This window comes from Staphylococcus schweitzeri, assembly GCF_002902405.1.
GTDB lineage: Bacteria > Bacillota > Bacilli > Staphylococcales > Staphylococcaceae > Staphylococcus > Staphylococcus schweitzeri.
This window is the reverse complement of record NZ_PPQS01000042.1, coordinates 15,626-38,279: the sequence shown is the minus strand read 5'-3', so window position 1 is coordinate 38,279 and position 22,654 is coordinate 15,626. Positions and strand designations below refer to the sequence as shown.

Here is a 22,654-nt window from a genome sequence, read left to right as displayed (position 1 = left end):
AGAATGAAATTATTTTTCAGTATTTGCAAAATTAAAACACGCATCTCAATGTGTTAAGACGCAGTTTTTAACTTTCTAACAAATATAACAATAAACAACGCACGCATCTTAAATTAGCACGTAAATATACTAACTTAAGATGTATGCGTAACTCCATGTTTTTTATATGCGTAACTATAAACTAAGTAACAATAATGACTATCTTTAATTATTCACTTTTAACATCGGTAGTTCGCGCAATCAATTGATGTCTAGCATTGAAAAACTGACCATAACTTAAATATGTCGCAATCAAAGCTGACATAATTGTCGCTGTCGTATGAATAAACACAACTAACAATTGAAATTTTATAGCTTGTAATGGTGGTACGCCACCAATAATTAAACCAGTCATCATACCTGGAATCGACACAAGCCCATATGTTTTGACTGAATCAATGGTTGGTACAATCGCTAAACGTATACTTTCTCGAATGGCACCTTTAGATGCTAATTTCGGTGCTGCTGCAAGTGACAATTTAGATTCAATGTTGGTTCCATCTTGCACGAATGCGCGATCTAAATTTTGATACGCCAGATTAATTGCAATAAGACCATTATTTGCTAGCATACCTCCAATCGGTATAACCTCATTTGCTGTAAAATTAATCGCCCCTGTTGCCACAGTACCTGCAAGTGGCAATGCTGTTCCAATGAAGATAGCTAGAAATGATATCCAAAACACATGATGCATCACAGGTGATGCTCGATTAATCGTATTCCATGATGCATTAATAATAATGACCAATACACATAAAATAAGCAGCCATTTATCGTTAATTTTAAAAATATAATGTAGCAAAAATCCCAAAATGATTAATTGCACAACTGCACGTATTGTTGCAACAATCAAATCTTTAATAATATGTAAACCTTCTTTATATGAAATGATAATCGGAATAACTAATAACAATGCCGTCAACCCAAGTGCTGTATTACTCATGTTGATTCAACTCCTCAACCTTAGAAATTTTGCCATCAACAATCGTTATGCGTTTTTGAAAATGTCTCATACTTTGATCATCGCTATGGGTAATCCACATGATAGCAACACCTTGTTCTACTAACTTAAAAATGATATTTTCTATTTTTTCTTTATTATGAACGTCTAATGCACTGGTTGATTCGTCTAACAAAAGAATATCCGGCGTATACATAAGTTGGCGCGCAATAGCAATTCTTTGTCGCTCACCACCAGACATATTTTCCACTTCCGAACTTAATTGATAATGTCCTAAACCGACATCTTTAATTAATTGCTTCGCACGTTTTCTATCAAATTTATCATTACGTGCAAGTGACGGGAATATCATGTTATCTTCAATCGTTTCACCAAACAAGTCACTTTGCTGCATCAGATAACTGATTTGTTGACGCAATTCTTCCGGGTCATAATCATTATAAGGTTTACCTTTAAAATAAAGTTCACCACTAGTTGGACTAATTAAATTACATATTTGCTTTTGAAATGTACTTTTACCACTACCTGATGGACCGATAATGGCAATACTCTCACCTTTATCTACTTTTAGACTGATATGATCTAATATGATTCTATCGCTCGCTTTATACACTAAATCTTTAATTTCTAACAACATTTGCACCGCTCCTCATGTAACATATCAGGTGTATTATTCCCGTTTTTTTGGTTTTTAGTGCAATTAAATTTAAGTGAAATTCATTTCATTGTTATATCAAAAATTAGTTACCGTTGGTTTTCACTACTTAAATAAAAAATCCCTTTAACATGAGCACTGTTTGGTGACTAAGTATTAAACTTAGACAATCGCCTAACAGGATATCATATTAAAGGAACGCTTAATTATTCGTGGATTATATTACCACATTAAATTTTTATATGCTTCATCGTTTAAAGAACGAACAATTTCAGTTACAAGACGGACAGAATTTTCATAATCATCTAGATTGAGTACTGATACATTAGAATGCATGTATCGCAACGCAACACCTATTGTTATTGTTGGAATACCTTCATTTGCGACATGAATACTTCCCGCATCTGTACCTCCACCCGGTGTAGTATCCCATTGTACTTCGATATTATGCTTTTTAGCTACATCTTTGATATGTTTACGAAAACCTTGATGTGCAATGCTCATAGCATCCATCATAATAACGACTGGGCCACCGCCTAGTTTACTTTCACTTGTTTGCCCAGACATACCTGGCGTATCGTATGCTATACCAACATCTACAGCTATCGCTAAATCAGGCTTGATAGTATTCGCTGCAACTTTCGCACCACGTAGGCCAACCTCTTCTTGTACTGTTGCGCCACTATATAAATTAATTCCAATCACTTCATCTTTTAAACGTTTTAATACATCAACTGCTAAAGCACAACCATAACGATTATCAAATGCTTTTGCAGTCAAATATTTATCATTTGCTAGCACTTCAAATTCACTGTACGGCGTCACCATATTTCCTACTTCAACACCAGCTTCTTCTGCTTCTTCTTTACTACTCACACCAATATCAATAAACATCTTTTTAATTTCCATTGGCTTTTTACGTTCTTCTGGTGATAAAACATGTGGCGGTTTAGAACCGATAATACCTCTAATTTCTTTACCTGAATCTGTTGTAATGGTTACTTTTTGCGATAACATAACCTGGTTCCACCATCCACCAACTGGCGTAAATGAAATGAAACCATGTTTATCAATTTTAGTTACTATAAAACCAACTTCATCCATATGACCAGAAATCATAATTGAATATTGGCCATTCTCAGCAATTTTCTTTCCAAAAATGCCTCCTAAATTATCTTCAATAATTTGATCACTAATCGGTTCTATATAATTACGCATTGCTTCTTTAACTTGCATTTCATATCCAGCAATGCCGTTAACATCTGTTAAATGTTTAAGTAATTTGACTGACTGATTCATGTTATTCATCCTCCTGTATTCATCTTATAAACATTGTATCACTAACTTTCTGAAAAATACTGCCTACCGCTTTAACGTTTTCAGGCTTAAATATTTTAAAAATTAATATTCAGAAAAAATCACAGTTTAAAGTAGTTTATTATAATACGTTATTCTTTTATTGTTATTAATTTCAATCTGTTTAGTCCTGCGCTATTAAAAAACTAAAAAGTGTAGAGATAACAACGCATTAATGCCGCTATTTTCTCTACACTTAAATACTAGTTTCTTTATTTAACTTACCATTAAACTTATTCAGATGTTGAATATCCATTAATCATAATGTGACCACGCCGATAGTATTAATACTTCTTTATTTTGATCATCTACAGTATAGACGACCCTGTGCTGATAGTTGATTCTCCTTAAATATCGCTCTAAATATTTAGGTTCTAATTTTTCAAAAGATTGTGTTATTTTATGCGGATCATTTTTTAAAGTTTCAACAATTTCTAAAAATGACTCCTTTAAATAAGAATGTTTTATTTTCTTTAAATCTGATTTCGCCGAATTTTTAATCTTAACCGTATAATTGCTCATTAAAGATTATCCCAATCAATATCATCTATATTTGTTGTACCACTATTATCTTTTTCTCTATCTCTTACTTTGTCCATTGTACCAGTAGATTCAAGATATATTGTTTCTTGTATACTTTTCCAATCATCTAAACCTATAATCACAGCATTATTTTCGGCATTATTGCCACTAATATAAATTGGTTCGTGATTATTATTAACATTTTTTAGTAATTGATAAAAATCTTTTCTCGCTTCTGTAGGGCTAGTGATAATCATATAAACCCTCCTTTGTCTTCTGTTAATCTAATTGTAGCGTACGCACTTAAGTACGTCAATATCACCGACACATTCGTCGTAATCTTAACCTCTAGATGCAATTGTAAATAATCATTTGTCCTTTTCTTTCAGTATACTGTCAATAATGCTAAGGATGAAATCAACAGTGTCCATACTACGTTCCCTACCGCTTTATCGTTTTCAGACTTAATAATTTTAAAAATTTTGTGAGAAATCCGCTTAAAAACTCTCATATTTCCAAAAAAATTTGCAAAATTTAAATATTTGAATAACATCATTTTTTTCTAAATGTTATAATTTATTTATAATCCAATACTGAAAGAAGGCGACTGACTTTGAAAAAATTAAGTTCATTAATTGTAGTAGTATTAATATGCATCATTGCATTATCAGCTTGTAGTAAAGAACAAACAAAAACCTATGAAGGTGACGTAAATGGTAAACACGTAATAACGTCAATCACTTATAAAGACGATAAAGTTTTAAAACAGTCTACTATTAACACAATTAAGTACGATGATCTTGGTATAGACAAAGATGAAGCTAAAAAGTTATTCGCAAAAACTGAAAATACCTTTAAAGACCTTAAAGGTGCTAAATATAAAGTCGACTATAAAGACAAAAAAGCAATTGAACATTTAGACATTAATTATAAAAAAGTTGATATGAAAGAATTAAACAAACGATTTGGTGTATCATCTAAAGATACTAAAGACAATAAATATTTTAGCTTTGAAAAAGTTGAAAAACAGTTAAAACATAGCGGTTTAAAAGAAAAAGACAAAATGGACGACAAATAGTTTATAACATAAAAATGCCCTCAGAAATGACTAATGCTACAAAGCTTAATCTCATTCTGAGGGTATTTCTATTATAAAAACCCAGTATCAAAAAGATACAACATACTAGGAAGGGGATTTTCACTAAATCTAGCATCCGCTTCTTCCAATGATTCTAGATACACAGTTTAACTAATCAATTTTAATTTATAATCGTGTATTGTTTGCAACTGACCATCGACTTTTCGATAAATAATGTGGTCTGCTGTAATTTCTGTTGGACTTGATACACCAACTGCCGCTGCTATATTAAATAAACCTTCATGTAAACTTGTCACATAATTGGTTACACGATATTGTTTTTCACCTACAATTAATGCTTTTTCTTTTTTAGCATCTGTCGTTGCAACACCAACTGGACACGTATTCATGTGACATTGTTGACTCATTATACAACCGACACTAATCATCATGCCACGCGCGATATTCACAAAATCTGCACCTAAACCTAATGCTATCGCAATTTTATCTGGCGTCACTAGCTTACCTGATGCAGCCAATTTCACTTTATCTCGAATACCATATTTTTCTAAAATGCCAGACACGATAGGTAAAGCTGTAAATAACGGCAAGCCGACACCATCTTGTAATTCTTGGAATGTTGCACCAGTACCACCTTCACCACCATCAATCGTAATAAAGCTTGGATACTTATCTAATTCAACCATTGTGCGTACAAGTGTTTCTATTTCTGATACTTTACTAACAACAATTTTGAAACCTACAGGTTTTTGACCTAATTTTTGTATTTTATCAACAAAGCGAATTAAATCTTCAGCATTGTGAATAAATTCGTAACGGTTAGGTGAATTGATTGTTTTATAAGGTTCGACATTACGTATCGCAGCAATTTCTTCATTCACTTTTTCTGCTTCCATATGACCACCACGAGTTTTTGCGCCTTGCGCCAATTTTAATTCAAATGCGCGAACATTAGAGGACTGTGCTACTTTACTAAATAAATCTTCACTAAAATTACCTTCTTTATCACGAACACCAAACAAACCAGGACCAATTTGGAATATGATATCACCATTTCCTTTTAAATGATATTCCGATAAACCACCTTCACCTGTATTCATCCATGTACCCGCTTTAGCCAAACCTTTAGATAATGCCGTAATTGCATTTTTACCTAAAGCGCCATAACTCATACCAGATTGGCCTACTATACGTTTTAAAATAAAAGGATGTGCCAAATTCTCACCTAGCTTTATTGCATGTTCGTCACTTAAATAATAAGGATCAATCTTAGTCGGTGCTCGATATTCTTCGCGACTAAACAGACGCTCATTTGCAATTTTATAAATAAATGTAGATATCAATGTAGTGTTATCCACAGATATTTCGTTACGTTGCATTGGAAACATCGTGTTTTGTATGTAAAAGCCTTCCTGATAATCTCTTGTAGTACCGAAGCTGGTCATACGAGAGTTATATTTTCCAGCCAAAACGATATTTTTATAATCGTTGCGTGAAAAAGGTTTCCCTTCATTATCCCCAGAAAATAAATACTGTCGTAATTCCGGGCCCATTTTTTCCGAAATATATCTAATACGTGCTAATAACGGATAATTTCTTAATACACTGTGTTGCGACTGCCTTTTATCTTTTATCAACCAAATAAGCCCGATTACAATGACTGTAAGTAAAAATCCTACAACAATAATATTAACTATAAATTGCATGACTGTAAGAAACGTCATTACAATACCTCCCCCAAAATTTCAATTCATCATAATGATACACCTTAAAAAACAAATTACAATGGAAGCGCTTCGCTATTTTGGATAAAATCATCATATATTTCCTTTAAATTTTAATATATAGAACATATAATACAAAGTAATATGTGCTAAAGTATCAATATAATAAAAATCTTTAAGAGGTATACTATGTCAAATACAAATAAACAATACATAGACGAGGAATACGCTACCGAACAATCAAGATTTTTCAAACGTGATATTGGATTTATTTTCCTTTATATATTTTTGGTTAACATCTTGCCGATTGTTATCGTGTTTTCAACATTAGGCTTAATCGCTATTTTCACTCAACAAGCTCCGTGGGATTTCTTTTTTCCTATTTCATTGAATATTAGCTGTTTACTCGCAGTTATTATTTCACTAGCTATTTTCCATCGGATGCATGAAGATGCATTTGTTCCGATGATACGTACGCAAATCATTGCCAGCACCAAATATAAATGGCATATTCTTATATCATTTACACTAAGTATCATTCTCTTTTTACTTTTAAATCATTTTGATATTTTCGCACTAAATGTAGATGCCTTTACTGCCTTTGACATTTATTCGCTAATTAAAGGGTATGGTTCCATCAGTTTAATAGCTTTATTTTCGTTAATCATTATATTAAATATTTTGATTTGCCAACTTATTTTCCGTCATATTTTAATTCAAGAATTAAGCAGATTAATACCTTTAAAGATTACAATAGTATTATCCGTTATCCTTGAAACACTGTACTATTATCCATACATTAATGCATGGTGGGAATTCATTCCAGCATTGATACTAGCAAGTAGTACGACTTTATTATATTTAAAATCAAACCGTAACTTTATGGTGAGCTACTTTTATCAATTAGCAGTCATACTCGTTTTGCATATTTTCATGTAAAATTTTTCAGAGTATTATCCATTATCCATACACATCAAAAAGCACACTTAAAAGTCAGTATCATAACTAACTTCTAAGTGTGCTTTCTTTAGATCTATTGTCGTTCTATAAACGAGCCATATAAAATGTTTCGTGTCCTATCATGAAGCACATGAAACACCATACTCAATATATCTTTTTAAATTTAAATATTCATTAACTTAATATGCTTTAAACTTTTTCATTAAAGACTACTCGCTGGACGTGGTGTTGGCTTTTTCAATAAACTCATAATCATTATTACAATGACTAACATACCACAAATTAGATACATCCATTTAAATCCTACTAAATCGGAAATAGGTCCCATCAATGCGCCACCTAACGATATACCTAAGTCTGCACAGGCAATAAATAAACCTAACAACATATTACGACCTACTTTTGGTAAGACGAAGCTTAAGTATGATGTTAATGTTGGGTACACCATTGCTTGTGTCATTCCTATTAATATCGCACTACCATAGAAAATAATTGCACCTACTTGCGGACCAAATGCCACTACAAATGACGCGATCACTAATAATGATAGTACAGATACCATATATTTAGGATGCCACATACCATCTGATGGAATGTATTTCCTTAAGTAAAATCTTGCTGCAACAACTGCGATGGCCTGTATTGTCAAAAAGATTCCCGCATTCGCGAATCCTAAACTCACTGTGTATAACGGTACAAATGTACTAACTGCACCAAATACAATCGATGCAACAATCATGATAATACCACTGTTCAACAACTCTTTATTTTTGAAAAATTGCGCAAAAACAGTTACAGCATTAAATGGCATTTTTTCAATCTTATCTGACGTATCGGGTTCCTGTTCAGCAAAGGTCACGCGATAGCCAAAGAATGTTGTTGTTAATGCGATAAAGATAATGACAATTGCAAATAGTGAAATATTATTTGCATTCCAAATACCTACGGCAACTAATGGTCCGATTAAGTTTGGAATCGTTGAAAATAGCGAGTACAATGATACACCTTCAGAACGATGTTCCTCTGGTAATGCATCAATAATACCTAGCTGTAAAGACATAGAAAAGAATGCCGTACACACACCTTGCATAACACGTGCTACGAAATAACCTTCTAAGCCTGTAAAACCATAAATAATTAAAGCTATGGCATTGATAATCAAAATAATTCTTAATACTTTAATGGGACCGACACGAGCAATAATTTGTCCTGCCCATGGTCGAAATACCATTGCTGTTAACATGTATGCCCCCATAACGATACCGATAACCGTATTCGTTGCGCCTAAATCATGCCCTCGTAAAGGTATAAACACGTTTAAGATTGCATTGGCACTAAAGAACATCAATGTTAATATATATAATCTCAAAAAGGGCCAAGCCATTGCACCTTTCATTATCTCACTCCTTAGAATGATAGTTGTTTTTCTATTAATTCTCTTGTATAAGCATTGGCACTTTTATGCAATGCGCTAGTCGGAATTTGTTCTTCTATTTTTCCGTTTTTAAAAATAATTAATTGATCACATAAATACGTGGCAGCTTGAATATCATGTGTGATAAAAATATAACTCAGCTGACGCGTTTCACGTAAATGAATCAATAAATCTAATATTTGTGTTTGAATAGACATGTCGAGTGAACTAATGGCTTCATCAAACAAAATATATTTAGGGTTAATACATATTGCACGCGCAATCGCAACACGCTGCGCCTCTCCACCTGATAACATATTAGGATATTTATCCATGTATGCCTTAGATAGACCGACTTCTTCCAACAATGTAATTGCTTGGACTTCCATAACATCTTTAGGTTGTCCATCACATTGACACATCACTTCAAATAAGATTTCTCTAACAGTCTGAAATGGGTGTAATGATGACGTATAATCTTGAAATACAGCACCAATTTGATGACGTCTCACTTTTTTCTTATGCATCGGTTGATCATTTAAGGTTACACAACCTTTATCCGGTTTCTCAATACCTAATATCATTCGGCTCAATGTCGATTTGCCACTACCACTTTCTCCGATAATCGCAATCGTCGCACCGATTGGACACTCAAATGACACACCTTTCACAATAGGTGTTCGACGACGCTTAAAGACATGTGCGCTTTGATATGACTTTTCAACATCTTTAATTTTAATCATGTACATCACCCCTCATCACATGTTTAAAATGATCATTAATCTTCTTCTTAGTTGATAATAAATACTTTGTATAAACATGTTCTGGATGATGCAAGACTGATTCACGCGTACCATGCTCAATCAGTTGACCATTTTTCATCACAACAACACGGTCTGCAATTTTGTTAATAACCGTTAAATCATGTGAAATGAAAATCATCGCACAGTCAAAGTGTTTCTTAATATCTATAAATGCTTCCAGTACATCATATTGTGTAATTGTATCTAAAGCCGTTGTCGGCTCATCAGCAATGATTAACTTTGGTTTCAAAGCTAACGCTAAAGCAATCATCAATCGCTGTAACATTCCTCCTGATAACATGTAAGGGTATGATTTTAATATACGTTTAGGATCTTTCAAACTTAAATAATCCATATATTCAATCAATGTCTTTTCAATTTCTTGTGTAGACATTGACGTATGTACTTTCATAGTCTCAAACATTTGTTTACCGACAGTAGTTGATGGGTCAAAGGCACGACTACCTTGTTGCATGACCATCGCAATATCTTTACCACGGTATTTTTTCAATTGTGCTTCCGATAACGACAACATTGGCTTACCATCAAAGGTTATATCACCTGTTACGCGTAATCGTTCTGGATTTAAACCTACAATCGATTTGCATGTAATTGATTTACCGCTACCACTTTCTCCAATAACGCCTAAAGTTTCACCCTTAGTTAATGTAAAATTCACATCACTCACGAGTGGTTGATCTGTCCAGGTATCTGTAATCGTCAAATGCTTAACTGTTAATAATGTCATGATTGCACCACTCCTTTTTTCACAGAACGAAGTTTATCTTTAGAAGAGATGCGGGGATCAATGGCAATTTGTAATGCATCTGATAAGAAATTAAATGCCATCACTATAATCACTATGGCAATACCTGGCGCAAACATCATTTCAGGATGTGTAAACATCACTTTTCTAGCTTCGTTAAGCATCATACCCCACTCTGCAGTAGGCGCTTTGACACCTAATCCTAAAAATGAAAAGCCAGATATTTGCAAGATCATTGAACACATCGAACTACTAGAGATGATAGCAATATCTGCTAATGTTAACGGCATAATATGTTTGTGAATAATTTTCATATCATTCATACCGATTGTTTTAGCAAATCTTACATGGTCAGAAGCAGTGTACTGCATAACACTTGTACGTATAACACGACAGAACCATGCCCAACGCGTCAAAATAAATGCCATGATAATATTTTCGGCACCCATACCAAACAATGCAATTAATGCTAACGTTACAACATAACTTGGGAATGCCAACATAACATCACACGCACGCATGATTAAGGCGTCAACAAACCCTTGGAAATATCCTGATAAGAATCCTAAAATAGATCCAATAAGTACAGAAACAAATAGCGCAACAAAGACATATAACAAACTTGGTCTAATTGCATAAATTAGCCTAGTTAAAATATCTCTACCTAAATGGTCAGTACCTAGTAGATGTTGAAAACTCATGCCAGCAAATTTGTTTGCTGTATCGATATGGTTAGGATCATAAAATGTCACAAGTGGTGCTGCTAATCCTAAAAAGACATATAATACAATGATGCCTAAAGCAATCACTGCACCTTTATCTTGTAATAATCGTTTTAAAATTATCATCGTGCGCCCTCCCTTAACCTTGGATTTAATAGCGCATTAATGATATCTGCTAATGTATTAAATACAATAAATAATACCGCTACAATTAATACATATGCTTGAATGACTGGAAAATCATGTTCAAGTATTGCTTTTAAGCTTAATTGACCTAGTCCAGGCCATGCAAAGATATACTCGATAACAACTAGTCCACCCATTATCATCGGTATAGACATACAAAAGATCGATACCGCAACTTGTAAAGCATTACGCAACACATGCAACATTAATGTGATAGATTTCACACCGCTTGCTCTTAAATAAAGTACATAATCTTCATTTAATTGTTCCACCATCGAGCGTCTAACATTTCTAAAGTAAATACCAGCATACGCAATCGTAATAACAATCACTGGCAATATGTAACTTTCTGGACCTGTTAATCCAGAAGTCGGCAATATGTTTAACTTCACTGAAACGTAAATAATAAGTATTGAAGCTATCCAATATGATGGTAATGCAGTTAGAAAGAAAGCCACTGAACGTATCGCACGATCAGTGAACTTCCCTCTTTTTAATGCACTAACTACACCTAAAATAATTGATGTAATCATTACCATAACACTTGAAATCATTGTTAATTTCAATGTATTCATAAATGCTGGGCCAATGCGTTCAGCTACTGGATCACCTGTAATGTAACTTGTACCAAAATTAAATTGCATCGCTTCAAGTAACCAATTTTTATATTGAATTAATAATGGATCATTGAAACCGTACTTTTCATTCGTTTCCGCAATCAACTCCGGAGTTACATTTGGCGTTCCTTGCGCATGTAAAATTGTCACAGCTGGATTTTCATTTGTAATATACGTCAATAGAAATGTCATAAAACTTACTACAATCATCAATGGAAACATGAGCGCAATACGTTTTAAGATAAATTTGAACATCTAAACGCTCCTTTATTTATACTGCATTTCATTGAATGGTAATTCATACTGTGATTGTGTGAATGATACTTTTTCTAAATCTTTCGGTGCAACAACTGTCATGCTACCGTGTGAAATAGGGATGAAGATACCTTCATCATCAATTTGTTTCAAAATGTTTTTATAAGCGTCTGAACGCTCTTTATCGTTTTGGATTTTAAATGCGTCATCAATGCTGTTGTATATTTTATCTTTGTTCTCAATGCCTGATGTTGCACTTTCATAACCGTTTTTTGCTTTAAATGCTGCAATAGTACTTTGTGGATCGTACAATAATCCCCAAGTTTGGTTGAACATTAAGTCATAATCACCAGAAGTACGACGTTCTGCAATTTTATCTGATGTTTCGCCATTGATGTTTAACTTAATGCCCATTTTCTTAAATTCTGCTTGTAAGTATTCTGCTTGTTCTTTTTGACTTGAAGAACCTTTGTCATAGTACATTGCCATTTCAAGGTTTTTACCATCTTTTTGACGAACATCGCTGTCTTTACCTTTCTTCCAACCAGCTTCATCTAATAATGATTCTGCTTTTTTAAGGTCATACTTACGTGTTGGCATGTCGAAATTAATGTCTGTTACATTTTTCGCAAATAATTGAGTCGCTGGTTTTTCTTGGCCATCTAAAATTTCTTTAGCAATTTTATCTCTGTTTACCATATGACCAATCGCTTGTCTGACTGTTTTGTCGCTGACAGCATTATCTTTTTTACCAGAATTGACAACTAACATTTTCGTATTCATAGGTTGACTACGTTTAACTTGATAGTCGCCTGTATCTTTCAATTGTTTTAAAGAGTCTTTGTCTAAGCTATCTGTACCTCTATCGTCTGTGAAGGCAAAGTTTGTTTCACCTTTTTTCATTGATAGGAATGCTGTTTCACCAGCAGGCATTACTTTTGCTTGTACTTTGTTAAGTTTAGACTTTTCGCCCCAGTATTGATCATTTTTGTTAAAGTCTGCAGACTCGTCTTTTTTGTGTTCACCTAATTTAAATGGACCTGTACCATCGAACTTTTTAACGCCATCTTTAGTTGTACCGTTTTTAAAGTCTTTTGGAGATACAAATACATATGGACGAGGCATCGCTAATTCAGCTAATGCAGGTTGGTATGCTTCTTTCAAATTCAATTCAACCGTGTACTTATCTTTAACTTTAACATTGTCAATCAATGTTGATATTTTTAACCAAGAATGCAATTTCTTATTTTGTTGAACTGCGTCAATATTTTTCTTAACTGCGTCAGCATCAAATGGTGTACCATCATGGAATTTAACATCATCTCTCAAATGGAATGTATATGTCTTCCCATCTTCAGACACATCCCATTTTTTAGCTAGTAAAGGCTTAATTCCATCTTTTGTGTTACGTACAAGCGGTTCGTATATCATACTTTCAGCAGACATCGATCCACCGTAAACATGCGGATTCATATCCCCGATATCTTTAACTGTCGTATACGTTAATTGCTTGTTTTCTTTCTTTTCTTCTAAACCTTTATTACCGCCACACCCAGTTAAAATTATCCCTGATGCAAGTAACATTGCACTCATTTTAGTTAGTTTTCTCATTTGCTTTTCCTCTTTCTAAATTGATAAGTTGCATTACTTAATCAAATCGTAATGATTATTTTTCTCAATTATTTGCTTATTTTTATGTAAATGTCAAACGTAATTCAATAATTTTTTTCTATTATAAAACTTCAAACCCTTATTGTGAAAGCGTTCTATTAATTTCCAAAAATTTTGTGACGAGTGCCTTATCTCCTTCAAATAAATTTGTATTAAATTGAGAAGATAGTTGTTGATTGTCATGAGTATCCTTGTACGCCTGACAACTTGCTTCATAGCGGGTTAGGAACTGATCAATCATTGGCGTTTTGATACCTAGCATTTTCCCAATATGCTGAATCATCGCTGTTCTGTAATAATCTTCACTTGGCATTCTTGGAATTTGAACAACATCTTGTTCATTTTTATAGACTTGCTTAAATGGTACAGCTGAAAAATCAAAGTAATGTCCTTCTTCGTCTGGCTGTGAAAATGGATCAATGAGGATTGCGGTATATCTTACATAAAGCAGATATTCTTGTAAAATATCTGGCAAGATTTCGAAATGCTCAATATCACCTTCATCCAAAGTTTCAGGACGTACTGGATAATTCTCCTTCACCATAAATTGAAGCAGGTTGACTGACGGCACTCTAAATGCTTGTAAAATAGTCATCATTTCCTTCCACATTAAACGCATTTCACGAATTAGCGTCATCGTTATCGGTCCTTCAGGGAATAACTTATACACATAAACCGGTACATCCGTTCCTTCAAAAATGGCTTTCAATGAAAAGTCATTCATAAATAGTGGTGGGTGCACATAAAGCGAACTGTTACGCGTTTCAGCATGTAGTGGTGATTCAACGACTTCTAAATGAATACTCAATTGCTCAGCTAAAACAGAAAGACGTTCGCACATCATTGAGTTTGTATGCGTTGATCCCATGTATAGTTTCTTTTTAACACCTGTTGTCAACACATGATTAGGCGCTTCTTTATCAACTATACGTGTGTCACCGAGATAAGTTGAAAACGAAATGACTTCAATATCTTTATTGAACTTAGACATAAATTGTTCCACAATCATTTGCGAGCCAAATGTCGGTGAAATTAAAATGACATGTTTGACACTTTGCAAAGTTTCTAACGACAATTGCTGTAGTGTGTCATAATAAGCGTCTGCTGTGCATGCCATGACAACTGTTTCGTATTCACCTTTGACATTTTCGATATCTTTATACAAACGATTAATTTCAAACTTACCTTCAAGGTGTTGATGCGCCTCGTTTTGTATTTTGACTTCAAATTGTTTTTCTTTTTTATACGCTTGATATAAGCGTTTTGATTTTTCTGATGTTGAGGCACGTCCAACCATATCAATCTCATAATCTGATTTTAAATAGCAAATATTCGCTAATTGGATTGCGACCGGACCAGTGCCTATCATTAATAATTTAGACATCCGTAATACCTACCTTTATAGCTGCTTTTTTATAAAGTGCTATATCAAAAATTTGCTGTGGTCTCATATGTTTATTCACACATTGCCACTTATCTTCCGCTGTTTCTTGTGACGGATAATTAAATATTGCTTTGATGCCATCACCAAAGCGCATTGCAACTACGACATTTTCATTTGTTAAATCATATAATTCTTCTAAAATGCTGTACTTTAAAGGAATTGTCGAGCTGAATATGATATGTGTCACATCTTTGATATCTTTAAGTTCAGATACCTTTTGATCCGTAATTGTTATATCTTCATTTGGTGCTAAGACGTTTACGATTCTGCGTCCTAGGTCAACAGCTTGTGGATCAATATCAATACCGATAACTGAAGCACCTGTTTCTTTTGCAACTTGAATTAATGTCATTGGATATGCACCTGAACCAACTAACAATAATTTGTCATTGCTAGCTATACTACATTGTCCAAATTCTTCATCAATACAATGTTCTATATTGTCAAAATAACCTGTTGTAGACGCCTGTCCGTCTAATAGACGTCTAGCTCTAATTATCTCGACTTGTTTTACACATTGAGCTGTAATGTGTTGAAGTGATTTTATTAATTGTGCTTTTTCTTCAACTTCACGCCAAGCATTAAATTGTTGTTCATATATAGGATTTAAAATAAATTCACTGTAGTCATCCATCAATGTTTCTAATGCTTCGATGTATTGATCGTCTTGTAATACACGCTCGTAATGCGCTTCAAACTTTTCCAAATATTGTTGTAATATCAATTTGATTTCATTATTAAAGTTATTCATTGTAGGCTCCTTATTCTATATATGCTTTTCCTGTAGCTACAGTTGTAACCTGTCCTTTAATTGAAGTTTGATATCCCAATTGATGACATCGCTTTGATGTCACTAAAATACTGCCCCCTGGCTGATGTACTGTAAAATCTTTACATGCATCATTACGTTGATAATTATTAAAAACCCCAATTGATGCTGTACCAGAACCACAGCTATTTTCCCAAATTAAACTTTGGATTTCTGGTATATAGATTAATGGCTGTAAAAATTGACGTTGTTCATCAAAAAGCATCATACCTACTGTCTTATATTTGTGATTCCATTGTTGCTCATGCACGAATGTTTCAACTAAATGTTGAATTTCAGTCGTTACTTGTTTAACTGGAATCACGTAATGTACATATGTTTCATAAATAATTTCTATTGCTTTCCATGAATGGTTACCCATGTTAATTGTTGTTGGCACAACACGATGGGCTTGTGGCATTTGAACTTCATAGTATTGGCAATCATGAATTGCACATTGCACTAAATCCGAACAGCCAGATACCTTAACCTTAAACTGTTGGTCTTTAAGCAAATGACTTTCCTGCAAATGATGTATATATGACATCGTCGCATTACCGCAAAATTCATTACCGCTCATAACTAGATGGAAATCATTGCCATCATCATTTTGTGTTGATTCTATAAAGCCTACCTGTTCACAGCATACATGTGTTGCGGCCATCAACTGATTGGCGATAGATGCATATTCACTAGCATCATGTTTTGAATGAACAAGTATCGTCATATTCCCCGAAGGATTATACTTAGAAAATTCTATAACCTGCCGATTCATACGACACTCCTTTAGATGTATTTTAGAGCCTCTTTTACCATAAGTAATTAGAGGCTCTTATGCAGTTGTTGCGAAGCAAACAACTGTATTCCTCTTAACCTGTAATTTTAATAGAAGATGAACCTAATAGCTTTTTATCTATTAGGTAAGTCATGCTAATTCCGCAAAAGCGAAAAGCATGGCTTTATATGCAGTTGGTGCGAAGCAAACAACTGTATTCCTCTTAACCTGTAATTTTTTAGAAGATGAACCCTAATAGTTTCCCATCTATTAGGTAAGTCATGCTAATCCGCATAGCGAAAAGCATGACTTAGTAATCGGTTGTTGCATCAACATGCAACCGTAAACCTTATTTAAAGTTGCTTCTTGTGGCTCTACAAGTGAATGCAGTTGTCCGTTAACTACATTCACTTAGATGCTTTTACTGTTTTCACCTCAACTAAAACTTCAAAAAAGTTGCAGAAAACAAATCGTAACTATTACGATTTGATTATATACTATATTAGTTGAGAATCATTGTCAATAAAGGTTGTAAATGAATTTTATATATTCAAACGAGTTTCTTCCTTAAACATGGCATATTCAAGACTTTAGAGACATTTTGAAAATTTTTACCAAACAAAAAAGCCAGCTTCAACGTAAAATACGTTAAAACTAGCCTTAAGCAATACACTTCAAATAAACAAACATTTATTTTTCAAAGGTTAATAATTCCCCATCGTTTGGCGCGACTACTCTATTAGTTAATTCATGTGATTCTAAAAATTTATTCAGCTCTTCACGAGATAAATGCCAATGATTGACCGCTTCCATGTGTACAACAACTATTTGAGCAAGTGGCAATGTATGAGCGACTTTCAACACATCATGTTCATCCATCACTAACGGCCCGCCTTCAAAGAATTGATTTGCACCACCATTAAGTACTACGATATCTGGATGATGCGCTTTTAAAGTCTTCTCAACACCGTCGAACCAAACCGTATCAGCAGCTAAATATAACGTTGGCTCTTCAGAATGTTTCAGCACTAAACCATGAACATGTCCTGTCATTTTCAAGATTTCACCATGACCATGTTGAGCATCTGTTTTAATCAATTCAATTTCTCCAATGTGTGCCACATCATTAAATACAGAAACGTTTGTAAACCCATAACTCTCTACTTCACTTGCATCTTCTTCATTTTGTGCGTAAATTTTAATATCTTTCGGCAATACTTCAATTGCTTTCGGATCAAAATGATCAATATGCAAATGCGTTAAAATCACTAAATCGATGTCATTTATAATGTCTTCAATTGCTAATGGTAGTTCTACAAGTGGATTGTTTTGATCTTGTCTCGGTGAATTTGGAAATGGTTCAAGTGCGCCTTTGTCACTTAACATTGGATCAATCAAAACGCGTTTACCTCCATACTCAATCACGGCCGTGGCATTTCTTATATGTCTAATATTCATGTTAAATCCCCCTATTTTATATGTCTATCATTGCGACAATATGCATACATTGCCTACTTCATGCCAAATTATTTTCCACTGGATATCGATTTTAAACAATTATTCCAATGTCCGCTTCCACGAATCATCACTCAACATCTCGCCAGGCCATGTGTAAGCCATAACACCACCATCAATGCGAATTGTTTCACCAGTGATAAATGAACTCTCATCAGATGCTAAAAAGACAACGAGCTTGCCTACTTCTTCTGGTTTACCTAAACGTCCCAGCGGTGTCATCCATTTCTGATTTTCTCTAAATGCTTTGCCTTCCTCATCTTCGCTAGTACCTGTCAGTTTATCTACTAACGGGGTTTCAATCGTACCTGGTGCAATCGCATTAGCTCGAATGCCATCTCTACCATATTCGATTGCAATGGATTTCGTAAAATTAATCACTGCCCCTTTCGCAGCATTATATCCTGAGCGATACAAATCTGCTGCCTGTCCTGAAAATGAAGATGTGTTAACAATAGAGCCACCTTTAGTCATCATTAAAGGTAGCATCATTTTCGTCATCAAAAATGTTCCGCGCATATCTACATTCATAATCTTGTCATATACATCTGTTGGATACTCATGAATTCTACCAGCCGCATTATCCACACCGGCATTATTAAATAACACATCGACATGGCCAAACTGTTCTTTTATTTCAGATACAAAATTTTCAATTTGTTGTTCACTTGCAATATCCACAATATAAGCCTTTGCTTTGTTACCATTACTTTTAATTTTATCGACAGTCTCTGATACAGCTTCAGCTATGTCTACCGCCAATACATACGCACCTTCTTGAGCTAAAGCGATTGCTGAAGCTTGTCCTATACCTGTACTTGCTCCTGTTACGACTGCAATTTTATTTTCCAAACGTTTCATATAGACACTCCCTTACTATATAACTTAAACTTACAGTCCTTATTTTCCACTGTTCAATGCTTCATAAACCTAATAGATAAGTCTCTAGGCAGTCTTAACTACTCTCTGCTATACAATTTCTATTGAATAACTCAAAATATTTAACAATATTAGTTTCCTCATTTTCTGAAAATTGTTACTTTTGAGAGTATTTTTTGTTACACTTTAAATATTTAACAAAGGGGGGAATTATTGATGACATCAAAACAACAACAAAAGGGGTCTATCGTCAATCGTTTCTTGAATAGTGTTGAAAAAATTGGAAATAAATTGCCAGATCCTAGCGTGTTATTCTTTTTAATGTGTGTGGGCTTAGCCATTATGACGTGGGTTATCTCATTATTTAATGTATCTGTTAAGCATCCAGGTACGCATCAAACCATCTATATTAAAAATATAATTAGCCATGATGGATTAACGATGATAATGAATGATACGATTAAAAATTTCTCAGAGTTCCCAGCATTAGGTTTAGTACTAGCTGTGATGATTGGTATTGGTGTTGCAGAGAAAACCGGATACTTCGACAAGTTAATGATTTCTGTTGTGAATCGCGCACCACGTTTCTTAATTTTACCGACTATTATATTAATTGGTATTTTAGGTAGTACAGCCGGCGATGCTGCTACAATTATCTTGCCGCCACTCGCAGCGATGCTTTTTATTAAAATTGGCTATCACCCTATCGCTGGACTAACGATGGCATATGCTTCCGCTGTAGGTGGCTTTGCCGCAAATATAGTTGTTGGTATGCAAGATGCTTTGGTCTATTCATTTACAGAACCAGCAACACGTATCGTTTCAGATTCTATTAAAACAAACGTTGCTATGAACTGGTACTTTATCGCAGCGAGTGTCGTTGTATTACTTCCTACGATATTGCTAGTTACAACTAAACTGATTATTCCTAGATTAGGTCAGTATGATGATCGTTTAATGCATGATGATCATGAAGAAACGTCTTCACATATTACTGACAAAGAAGCACATGCTTTAAAATGGGCAAATATCAGTTTCATAATTACAATTATTTTATTAATTATTGCAGCTATTCCTGAACATAGCTTTTTAAGAAATGCTAAAACAGGCAGCTTACTAGACGATGCGCCATTAATTAACGGCGTCGGATTAATTATTCTCGTCGTATTTTTAGTACCTGGATTAGTTTATGGGATTTTAAGCAAAGAAATTAAAAATACAAAAGACTTAGGTAAAATGTTCGGCGATGCTGTAGGATCAATGGGAACATTTATCGTTATTGTGTTTTTTGCAGCACAGCTACTTGCGTATTTAAAGTGGAGTAATTTAGGAATTATCGCTGCTGTTAAAGGTGCCAAATTATTAGAACATCAAAACGGTATTGTATTGATACTAGGTATTATTGTACTGAGTGCAATGGTCAACATGTTAATTGGAAGCGCATCGGCTAAATGGGGTATTTTAGGACCGATATTCGTGCCAATGTTAATCCTTATCGGCTTTCATCCCGCATTTACACAAGTCATTTACCGTGTAGGAGATTCAATTACCAATCCAATTACACCGATGATGCCGTACTTACCTTTATTATTAACTTATGCACAAAAATACGATAAACGCATGAAACTCGGAGCCTTACTTTCTAGTTTAATGCCGTATTCAATCGCGCTAAGTATTGTGTGGACAGTATTTGTCATCATTTGGTTCCTATTAGGTATCCCTGTTGGACCAGGTGGACCGATATTCGTTAAATAGCAGTTTTTTTAAGCCACTAAACGAGGATTCTAATCGTTCAGTGGCTTTAATAATATAAATATTTAAGACATAAAACTATAAATTTTCACTGATAATGTTCAATCGATTCCAACTATTGATTTGATTTACCACGAATACTAAATCTGTAATTTGCTCTTCATCATAAAATGTTTTTAGCCTTTCGATAATATCGAATTTTTTAAAATCTTTAATCGCATTTAATTTTTCAGCAAATTCTAAGGTCACTCTTTCTTCCTCTGAAAATAAATCTAGATGATTATAACTCATCACTTCATCGATTTTCATTTGAGTTACACCTAAATCTTTCAGTTCTTTCTTATGAAGATCAACACAATAGTTACAGCCATTAATTTTCGAAATCAGTAACTTAATCAAAGCACTTAGTTCATCATTAACAGGTGATTGATGAATAAACTTTTCACCTTGGCTCATCACAGACATTAACTCTCCATTTTGTTTCTTGTAATTATACGGCATTTGCAATCTCTCCTTTACATTGTTTAATACCAATCCAGTGATACTACACTTCGAACAATATTTGATAGAATTTGAAATTCTGTATAACATCTTGTCAATCTATGCTTTAGTTAAAACATTTAGCGCTTATATTTAAAAAATATATAAAATATGAAAACAGATTGAAAGGATATTATACCTTGCTCTACCCTTTTTTATAAAAAATCACACACATTTGAGAAAATTTGATAATGTCAATAAATCACGTCATCGACATTGTTATTCGGTATATGATTTTCTTATACTGACCACGCTATTATTTCATTTAAATTAACGTGGTTCAGGTGTGTTAATGTACCTGAAAAATAGGCAAATACTTGTGAATATGAAGTGATTTATATTAATTGCGAAACACCTTCGATAGCAATGACATAGATTATTGGAAGATTAAAACCAAAATAAAGAAGGCTCTAGTGTCCTTCTTTTTTATCTAATTCTTCTTTGATTTCGTCAGGTGTTTTTAATTGATTTGCTGGTTTTAGTAATTCACTTAATTTTTCACTTTCTATCATAGCTCCACCAAATTGATAATTATGTTCAGGTGTAGCATAAGCAACAAAATCATCTTTTTTGTTTTCGTTTATATATCCTTCAATCACTGCACTTCCCATAGGACTTGTTTCCAAATTTGTGAAGTGTACAGATTTGATCGTATTCGGTTCTTTAGTGTTTTGCTTGAGATAAAGTGTAATACGCTCTTGTTGTTCTTTATAATAAATTGCTTTTTGTTTTTCTTTTTCATCATATTTCATTTTTAAATGTATGACCGTAGCGACTATACATATACATAAAATAACACCAATAATTATAAAAACATGTTTTTTGGACATTTAACACCTCCAAATTTTAGTGACTCTTCTTTTTGTTTAGCTCTTTTTTTATATCATCAGGCGATTTTAATTGATTTGCTGGTTTTAGTAATTCACTTAATTTTTCACTTTCTATCATAGCTCCACCAAATTGATAATTATGTTCAGGTGTAGCATAAGCAACAAAATCATCTTTTTTGTTTTCGTTTATGTATCCTTCAATCACAGCACTTCCCATAGGACTTGTTTCCAAGTTAGTGAAATGTACAGTTTTGATTGTGTTTGGTTCTTTGGTATTATGCTTGAGATAAAGTGTAATACGCTCTTGTTGTTCTTTGTAGTAAATCGATTTTTGTTTTTCTTTTTCGTCATATTTCATTTT

24 protein-coding genes are annotated in these 22,654 nt (G+C 33.8%); 3 read left to right on the top strand and 21 right to left on the bottom strand.

The genetic code is table 11. The annotated features are described in order from the left end of the window. Positions 1-208: 208 nt before the first annotated feature. From CD116_RS09465 to CD116_RS09445, 5 genes are all read right to left on the bottom strand, one after another. Positions 209-982 carry an ABC transporter permease gene (locus CD116_RS09465; RefSeq protein ID WP_047426423.1) on the bottom strand — a complete coding sequence of 258 codons (774 nt, stop codon included), beginning with the start codon at positions 980-982 and terminating at the stop codon, positions 209-211. Further along, a complete protein-coding gene (locus tag CD116_RS09460; protein ID WP_047549945.1) occupies positions 975-1,637 on the bottom strand; it encodes an ABC transporter ATP-binding protein in 663 nt (220 codons plus the stop codon). Before CD116_RS09460 ends, CD116_RS09465 begins: the two co-directional genes overlap by 8 nt. Positions 1,638-1,877: 240 nt before the next feature. Then, a complete protein-coding gene (locus CD116_RS09455; protein WP_047549948.1) occupies positions 1,878-2,954 on the bottom strand; it encodes a M42 family metallopeptidase in 1,077 nt (358 codons plus the stop codon). Positions 2,955-3,266: 312 nt separating this feature from the next. Next, positions 3,267-3,533: a Txe/YoeB family addiction module toxin gene (locus CD116_RS09450; RefSeq protein WP_047549951.1), complete on the bottom strand. Its 267-nt coding sequence runs from the start codon at positions 3,531-3,533 to the stop codon at positions 3,267-3,269. Next, positions 3,533-3,790: a type II toxin-antitoxin system Phd/YefM family antitoxin gene (locus CD116_RS09445; RefSeq protein ID WP_000587615.1), complete on the bottom strand. Its 258-nt coding sequence runs from the start codon at positions 3,788-3,790 to the stop codon at positions 3,533-3,535. The genes CD116_RS09450 and CD116_RS09445 overlap by 1 nt, the downstream gene beginning before the upstream one ends. Positions 3,791-4,146: 356 nt before the next feature. Here CD116_RS09445 and CD116_RS09440 point away from each other — a divergent pair, with 356 nt between their 5' ends. Then, entirely contained in the window at positions 4,147-4,611 is a 465-nt protein-coding gene (locus CD116_RS09440) for a YehR family lipoprotein (RefSeq protein ID WP_047426431.1), read from the top strand. A gap of 167 nt (positions 4,612-4,778) precedes the next feature. Here the strand turns inward: CD116_RS09440 and CD116_RS09435 are convergent, their stop codons facing one another. Continuing rightward, on the bottom strand, positions 4,779-6,356 hold the full coding sequence (locus CD116_RS09435) for an FMN-binding glutamate synthase family protein (RefSeq protein WP_047549954.1): 1,578 nt from the start codon (positions 6,354-6,356) through the stop codon (positions 4,779-4,781). A 189-nt stretch (positions 6,357-6,545) separates the two neighbouring features. Here CD116_RS09435 and lnsB point away from each other — a divergent pair, with 189 nt between their 5' ends. Then, positions 6,546-7,295, top strand: a complete 750-nt coding sequence (gene lnsB, locus CD116_RS09430; RefSeq protein WP_047549957.1) for a CPBP family lipoprotein N-acylation protein LnsB — start codon at positions 6,546-6,548, stop codon at positions 7,293-7,295. Between the two features lie 223 nt (positions 7,296-7,518). Here lnsB and cntE read toward each other — a convergent pair whose 3' ends face one another. The 12 genes from cntE to CD116_RS09375 form a co-directional block, all read right to left on the bottom strand. Next, on the bottom strand, positions 7,519-8,712 hold the full coding sequence (gene cntE / locus CD116_RS09425; protein ID WP_006191034.1) for a staphylopine family metallophore export MFS transporter CntE: 1,194 nt from the start codon (positions 8,710-8,712) through the stop codon (positions 7,519-7,521). A gap of 11 nt (positions 8,713-8,723) precedes the next feature. After that, positions 8,724-9,473, bottom strand: coding sequence for an ABC transporter ATP-binding protein (locus CD116_RS09420; RefSeq protein ID WP_047549960.1), 750 nt, complete (start codon positions 9,471-9,473; stop codon positions 8,724-8,726). Continuing rightward, positions 9,466-10,281 (bottom strand): staphylopine uptake ABC transporter ATP-binding protein CntD, encoded by an 816-nt coding sequence (cntD, locus tag CD116_RS09415; RefSeq protein WP_000173873.1) that lies wholly within the window; start codon positions 10,279-10,281, stop codon positions 9,466-9,468. Before cntD ends, CD116_RS09420 begins: the two co-directional genes overlap by 8 nt. Next, the gene (gene cntC / locus CD116_RS09410; protein WP_000584765.1) at positions 10,278-11,147 is read right to left on the bottom strand and encodes a staphylopine uptake ABC transporter permease subunit CntC; all 870 of its coding nucleotides are present in this window, start codon (positions 11,145-11,147) and stop codon (positions 10,278-10,280) included. The genes cntD and cntC overlap by 4 nt, the downstream gene beginning before the upstream one ends. Next, positions 11,144-12,079, bottom strand: a complete 936-nt coding sequence (gene opp1B, locus CD116_RS09405; RefSeq protein ID WP_000472237.1) for a nickel/cobalt ABC transporter permease — start codon at positions 12,077-12,079, stop codon at positions 11,144-11,146. The genes cntC and opp1B overlap by 4 nt, the downstream gene beginning before the upstream one ends. Before the next feature lie 12 nt (positions 12,080-12,091). Further along, on the bottom strand, positions 12,092-13,690 hold the full coding sequence (gene cntA / locus CD116_RS09400; protein ID WP_047426441.1) for a staphylopine-dependent metal ABC transporter substrate-binding lipoprotein CntA: 1,599 nt from the start codon (positions 13,688-13,690) through the stop codon (positions 12,092-12,094). A 139-nt stretch (positions 13,691-13,829) separates the two neighbouring features. Then, entirely contained in the window at positions 13,830-15,134 is a 1,305-nt protein-coding gene (gene cntM, locus CD116_RS09395) for a staphylopine dehydrogenase CntM (protein WP_047549963.1), read from the bottom strand. After that, positions 15,127-15,945, bottom strand: coding sequence for a D-histidine (S)-2-aminobutanoyltransferase CntL (cntL, locus tag CD116_RS09390; RefSeq protein WP_047426444.1), 819 nt, complete (start codon positions 15,943-15,945; stop codon positions 15,127-15,129). The genes cntM and cntL overlap by 8 nt, the downstream gene beginning before the upstream one ends. Positions 15,946-15,955: 10 nt before the next feature. After that, a complete protein-coding gene (gene cntK, locus CD116_RS09385) occupies positions 15,956-16,777 on the bottom strand; it encodes a histidine racemase CntK (protein WP_047449334.1) in 822 nt (273 codons plus the stop codon). Positions 16,778-17,056: 279 nt separating this feature from the next. Further along, a complete protein-coding gene (locus CD116_RS14065) occupies positions 17,057-17,188 on the bottom strand; it encodes a hypothetical protein (RefSeq protein WP_269320005.1) in 132 nt (43 codons plus the stop codon). 279 nt (positions 17,189-17,467) lie between these two features. Continuing rightward, a complete protein-coding gene (locus CD116_RS09380; protein WP_047549965.1) occupies positions 17,468-18,235 on the bottom strand; it encodes an MBL fold metallo-hydrolase in 768 nt (255 codons plus the stop codon). A 99-nt stretch (positions 18,236-18,334) separates the two neighbouring features. Continuing rightward, positions 18,335-19,153: an SDR family oxidoreductase gene (locus CD116_RS09375; RefSeq protein ID WP_047549968.1), complete on the bottom strand. Its 819-nt coding sequence runs from the start codon at positions 19,151-19,153 to the stop codon at positions 18,335-18,337. A gap of 234 nt (positions 19,154-19,387) precedes the next feature. Between CD116_RS09375 and CD116_RS09370 the strand changes: the two genes are divergently transcribed. Beyond that, on the top strand, positions 19,388-20,926 hold the full coding sequence (locus tag CD116_RS09370) for an AbgT family transporter (RefSeq protein ID WP_047549971.1): 1,539 nt from the start codon (positions 19,388-19,390) through the stop codon (positions 20,924-20,926). A 75-nt stretch (positions 20,927-21,001) separates the two neighbouring features. On the opposite strand, the gene CD116_RS09365 is transcribed toward CD116_RS09370, so the two are convergent. From CD116_RS09365 to CD116_RS09355, 3 genes are all read right to left on the bottom strand, one after another. Beyond that, positions 21,002-21,424 carry a carboxymuconolactone decarboxylase family protein gene (locus CD116_RS09365; RefSeq protein WP_047549974.1) on the bottom strand — a complete coding sequence of 141 codons (423 nt, stop codon included), beginning with the start codon at positions 21,422-21,424 and terminating at the stop codon, positions 21,002-21,004. Between the two features lie 449 nt (positions 21,425-21,873). After that, positions 21,874-22,293 carry a DUF1433 domain-containing protein gene (locus CD116_RS09360; protein WP_047549977.1) on the bottom strand — a complete coding sequence of 140 codons (420 nt, stop codon included), beginning with the start codon at positions 22,291-22,293 and terminating at the stop codon, positions 21,874-21,876. Positions 22,294-22,309: 16 nt separating this feature from the next. After that, positions 22,310-22,654 (bottom strand): DUF1433 domain-containing protein (locus tag CD116_RS09355; RefSeq protein ID WP_240625125.1); only part of this gene is annotated, 345 nt, incomplete at its 5' end.

What these genes read in the sequence shown, in the direction of transcription:
- CD116_RS09360 (WP_047549977.1), bottom strand. Translation starts at nt 22,293, where the DNA reads ATGTCCAAAAAACATGTTTTTATAATTATTGGTGTTATTTTATGTATA.
- lnsB (WP_047549957.1), top strand. Translation starts at nt 6,546, where the DNA reads ATGTCAAATACAAATAAACAATACATAGACGAGGAATACGCTACCGAA.
- cntK (WP_047449334.1), bottom strand. Translation starts at nt 16,777, where the DNA reads ATGAATCGGCAGGTTATAGAATTTTCTAAGTATAATCCTTCGGGGAAT.
- opp1B (WP_000472237.1), bottom strand. Translation starts at nt 12,079, where the DNA reads ATGTTCAAATTTATCTTAAAACGTATTGCGCTCATGTTTCCATTGATG.
- cntD (WP_000173873.1), bottom strand. Translation starts at nt 10,281, where the DNA reads ATGACATTATTAACAGTTAAGCATTTGACGATTACAGATACCTGGACA.
- CD116_RS09465 (WP_047426423.1), bottom strand. Translation starts at nt 982, where the DNA reads ATGAGTAATACAGCACTTGGGTTGACGGCATTGTTATTAGTTATTCCG.
- cntA (WP_047426441.1), bottom strand. Translation starts at nt 13,690, where the DNA reads ATGAGAAAACTAACTAAAATGAGTGCAATGTTACTTGCATCAGGGATA.
- CD116_RS09445 (WP_000587615.1), bottom strand. Translation starts at nt 3,790, where the DNA reads ATGATTATCACTAGCCCTACAGAAGCGAGAAAAGATTTTTATCAATTA.
- cntC (WP_000584765.1), bottom strand. Translation starts at nt 11,147, where the DNA reads ATGATAATTTTAAAACGATTATTACAAGATAAAGGTGCAGTGATTGCT.
- CD116_RS09365 (WP_047549974.1), bottom strand. Translation starts at nt 21,424, where the DNA reads ATGCCGTATAATTACAAGAAACAAAATGGAGAGTTAATGTCTGTGATG.
- CD116_RS09450 (WP_047549951.1), bottom strand. Translation starts at nt 3,533, where the DNA reads ATGAGCAATTATACGGTTAAGATTAAAAATTCGGCGAAATCAGATTTA.
- CD116_RS09380 (WP_047549965.1), bottom strand. Translation starts at nt 18,235, where the DNA reads ATGAATATTAGACATATAAGAAATGCCACGGCCGTGATTGAGTATGGA.
- cntL (WP_047426444.1), bottom strand. Translation starts at nt 15,945, where the DNA reads ATGAATAACTTTAATAATGAAATCAAATTGATATTACAACAATATTTG.
- CD116_RS09420 (WP_047549960.1), bottom strand. Translation starts at nt 9,473, where the DNA reads ATGATTAAAATTAAAGATGTTGAAAAGTCATATCAAAGCGCACATGTC.
- cntM (WP_047549963.1), bottom strand. Translation starts at nt 15,134, where the DNA reads ATGTCTAAATTATTAATGATAGGCACTGGTCCGGTCGCAATCCAATTA.
- CD116_RS09375 (WP_047549968.1), bottom strand. Translation starts at nt 19,153, where the DNA reads ATGAAACGTTTGGAAAATAAAATTGCAGTCGTAACAGGAGCAAGTACA.
- CD116_RS09370 (WP_047549971.1), top strand. Translation starts at nt 19,388, where the DNA reads ATGACATCAAAACAACAACAAAAGGGGTCTATCGTCAATCGTTTCTTG.
- CD116_RS09435 (WP_047549954.1), bottom strand. Translation starts at nt 6,356, where the DNA reads ATGACGTTTCTTACAGTCATGCAATTTATAGTTAATATTATTGTTGTA.
- CD116_RS09455 (WP_047549948.1), bottom strand. Translation starts at nt 2,954, where the DNA reads ATGAATCAGTCAGTCAAATTACTTAAACATTTAACAGATGTTAACGGC.
- cntE (WP_006191034.1), bottom strand. Translation starts at nt 8,712, where the DNA reads ATGAAAGGTGCAATGGCTTGGCCCTTTTTGAGATTATATATATTAACA.
- CD116_RS09460 (WP_047549945.1), bottom strand. Translation starts at nt 1,637, where the DNA reads ATGTTGTTAGAAATTAAAGATTTAGTGTATAAAGCGAGCGATAGAATC.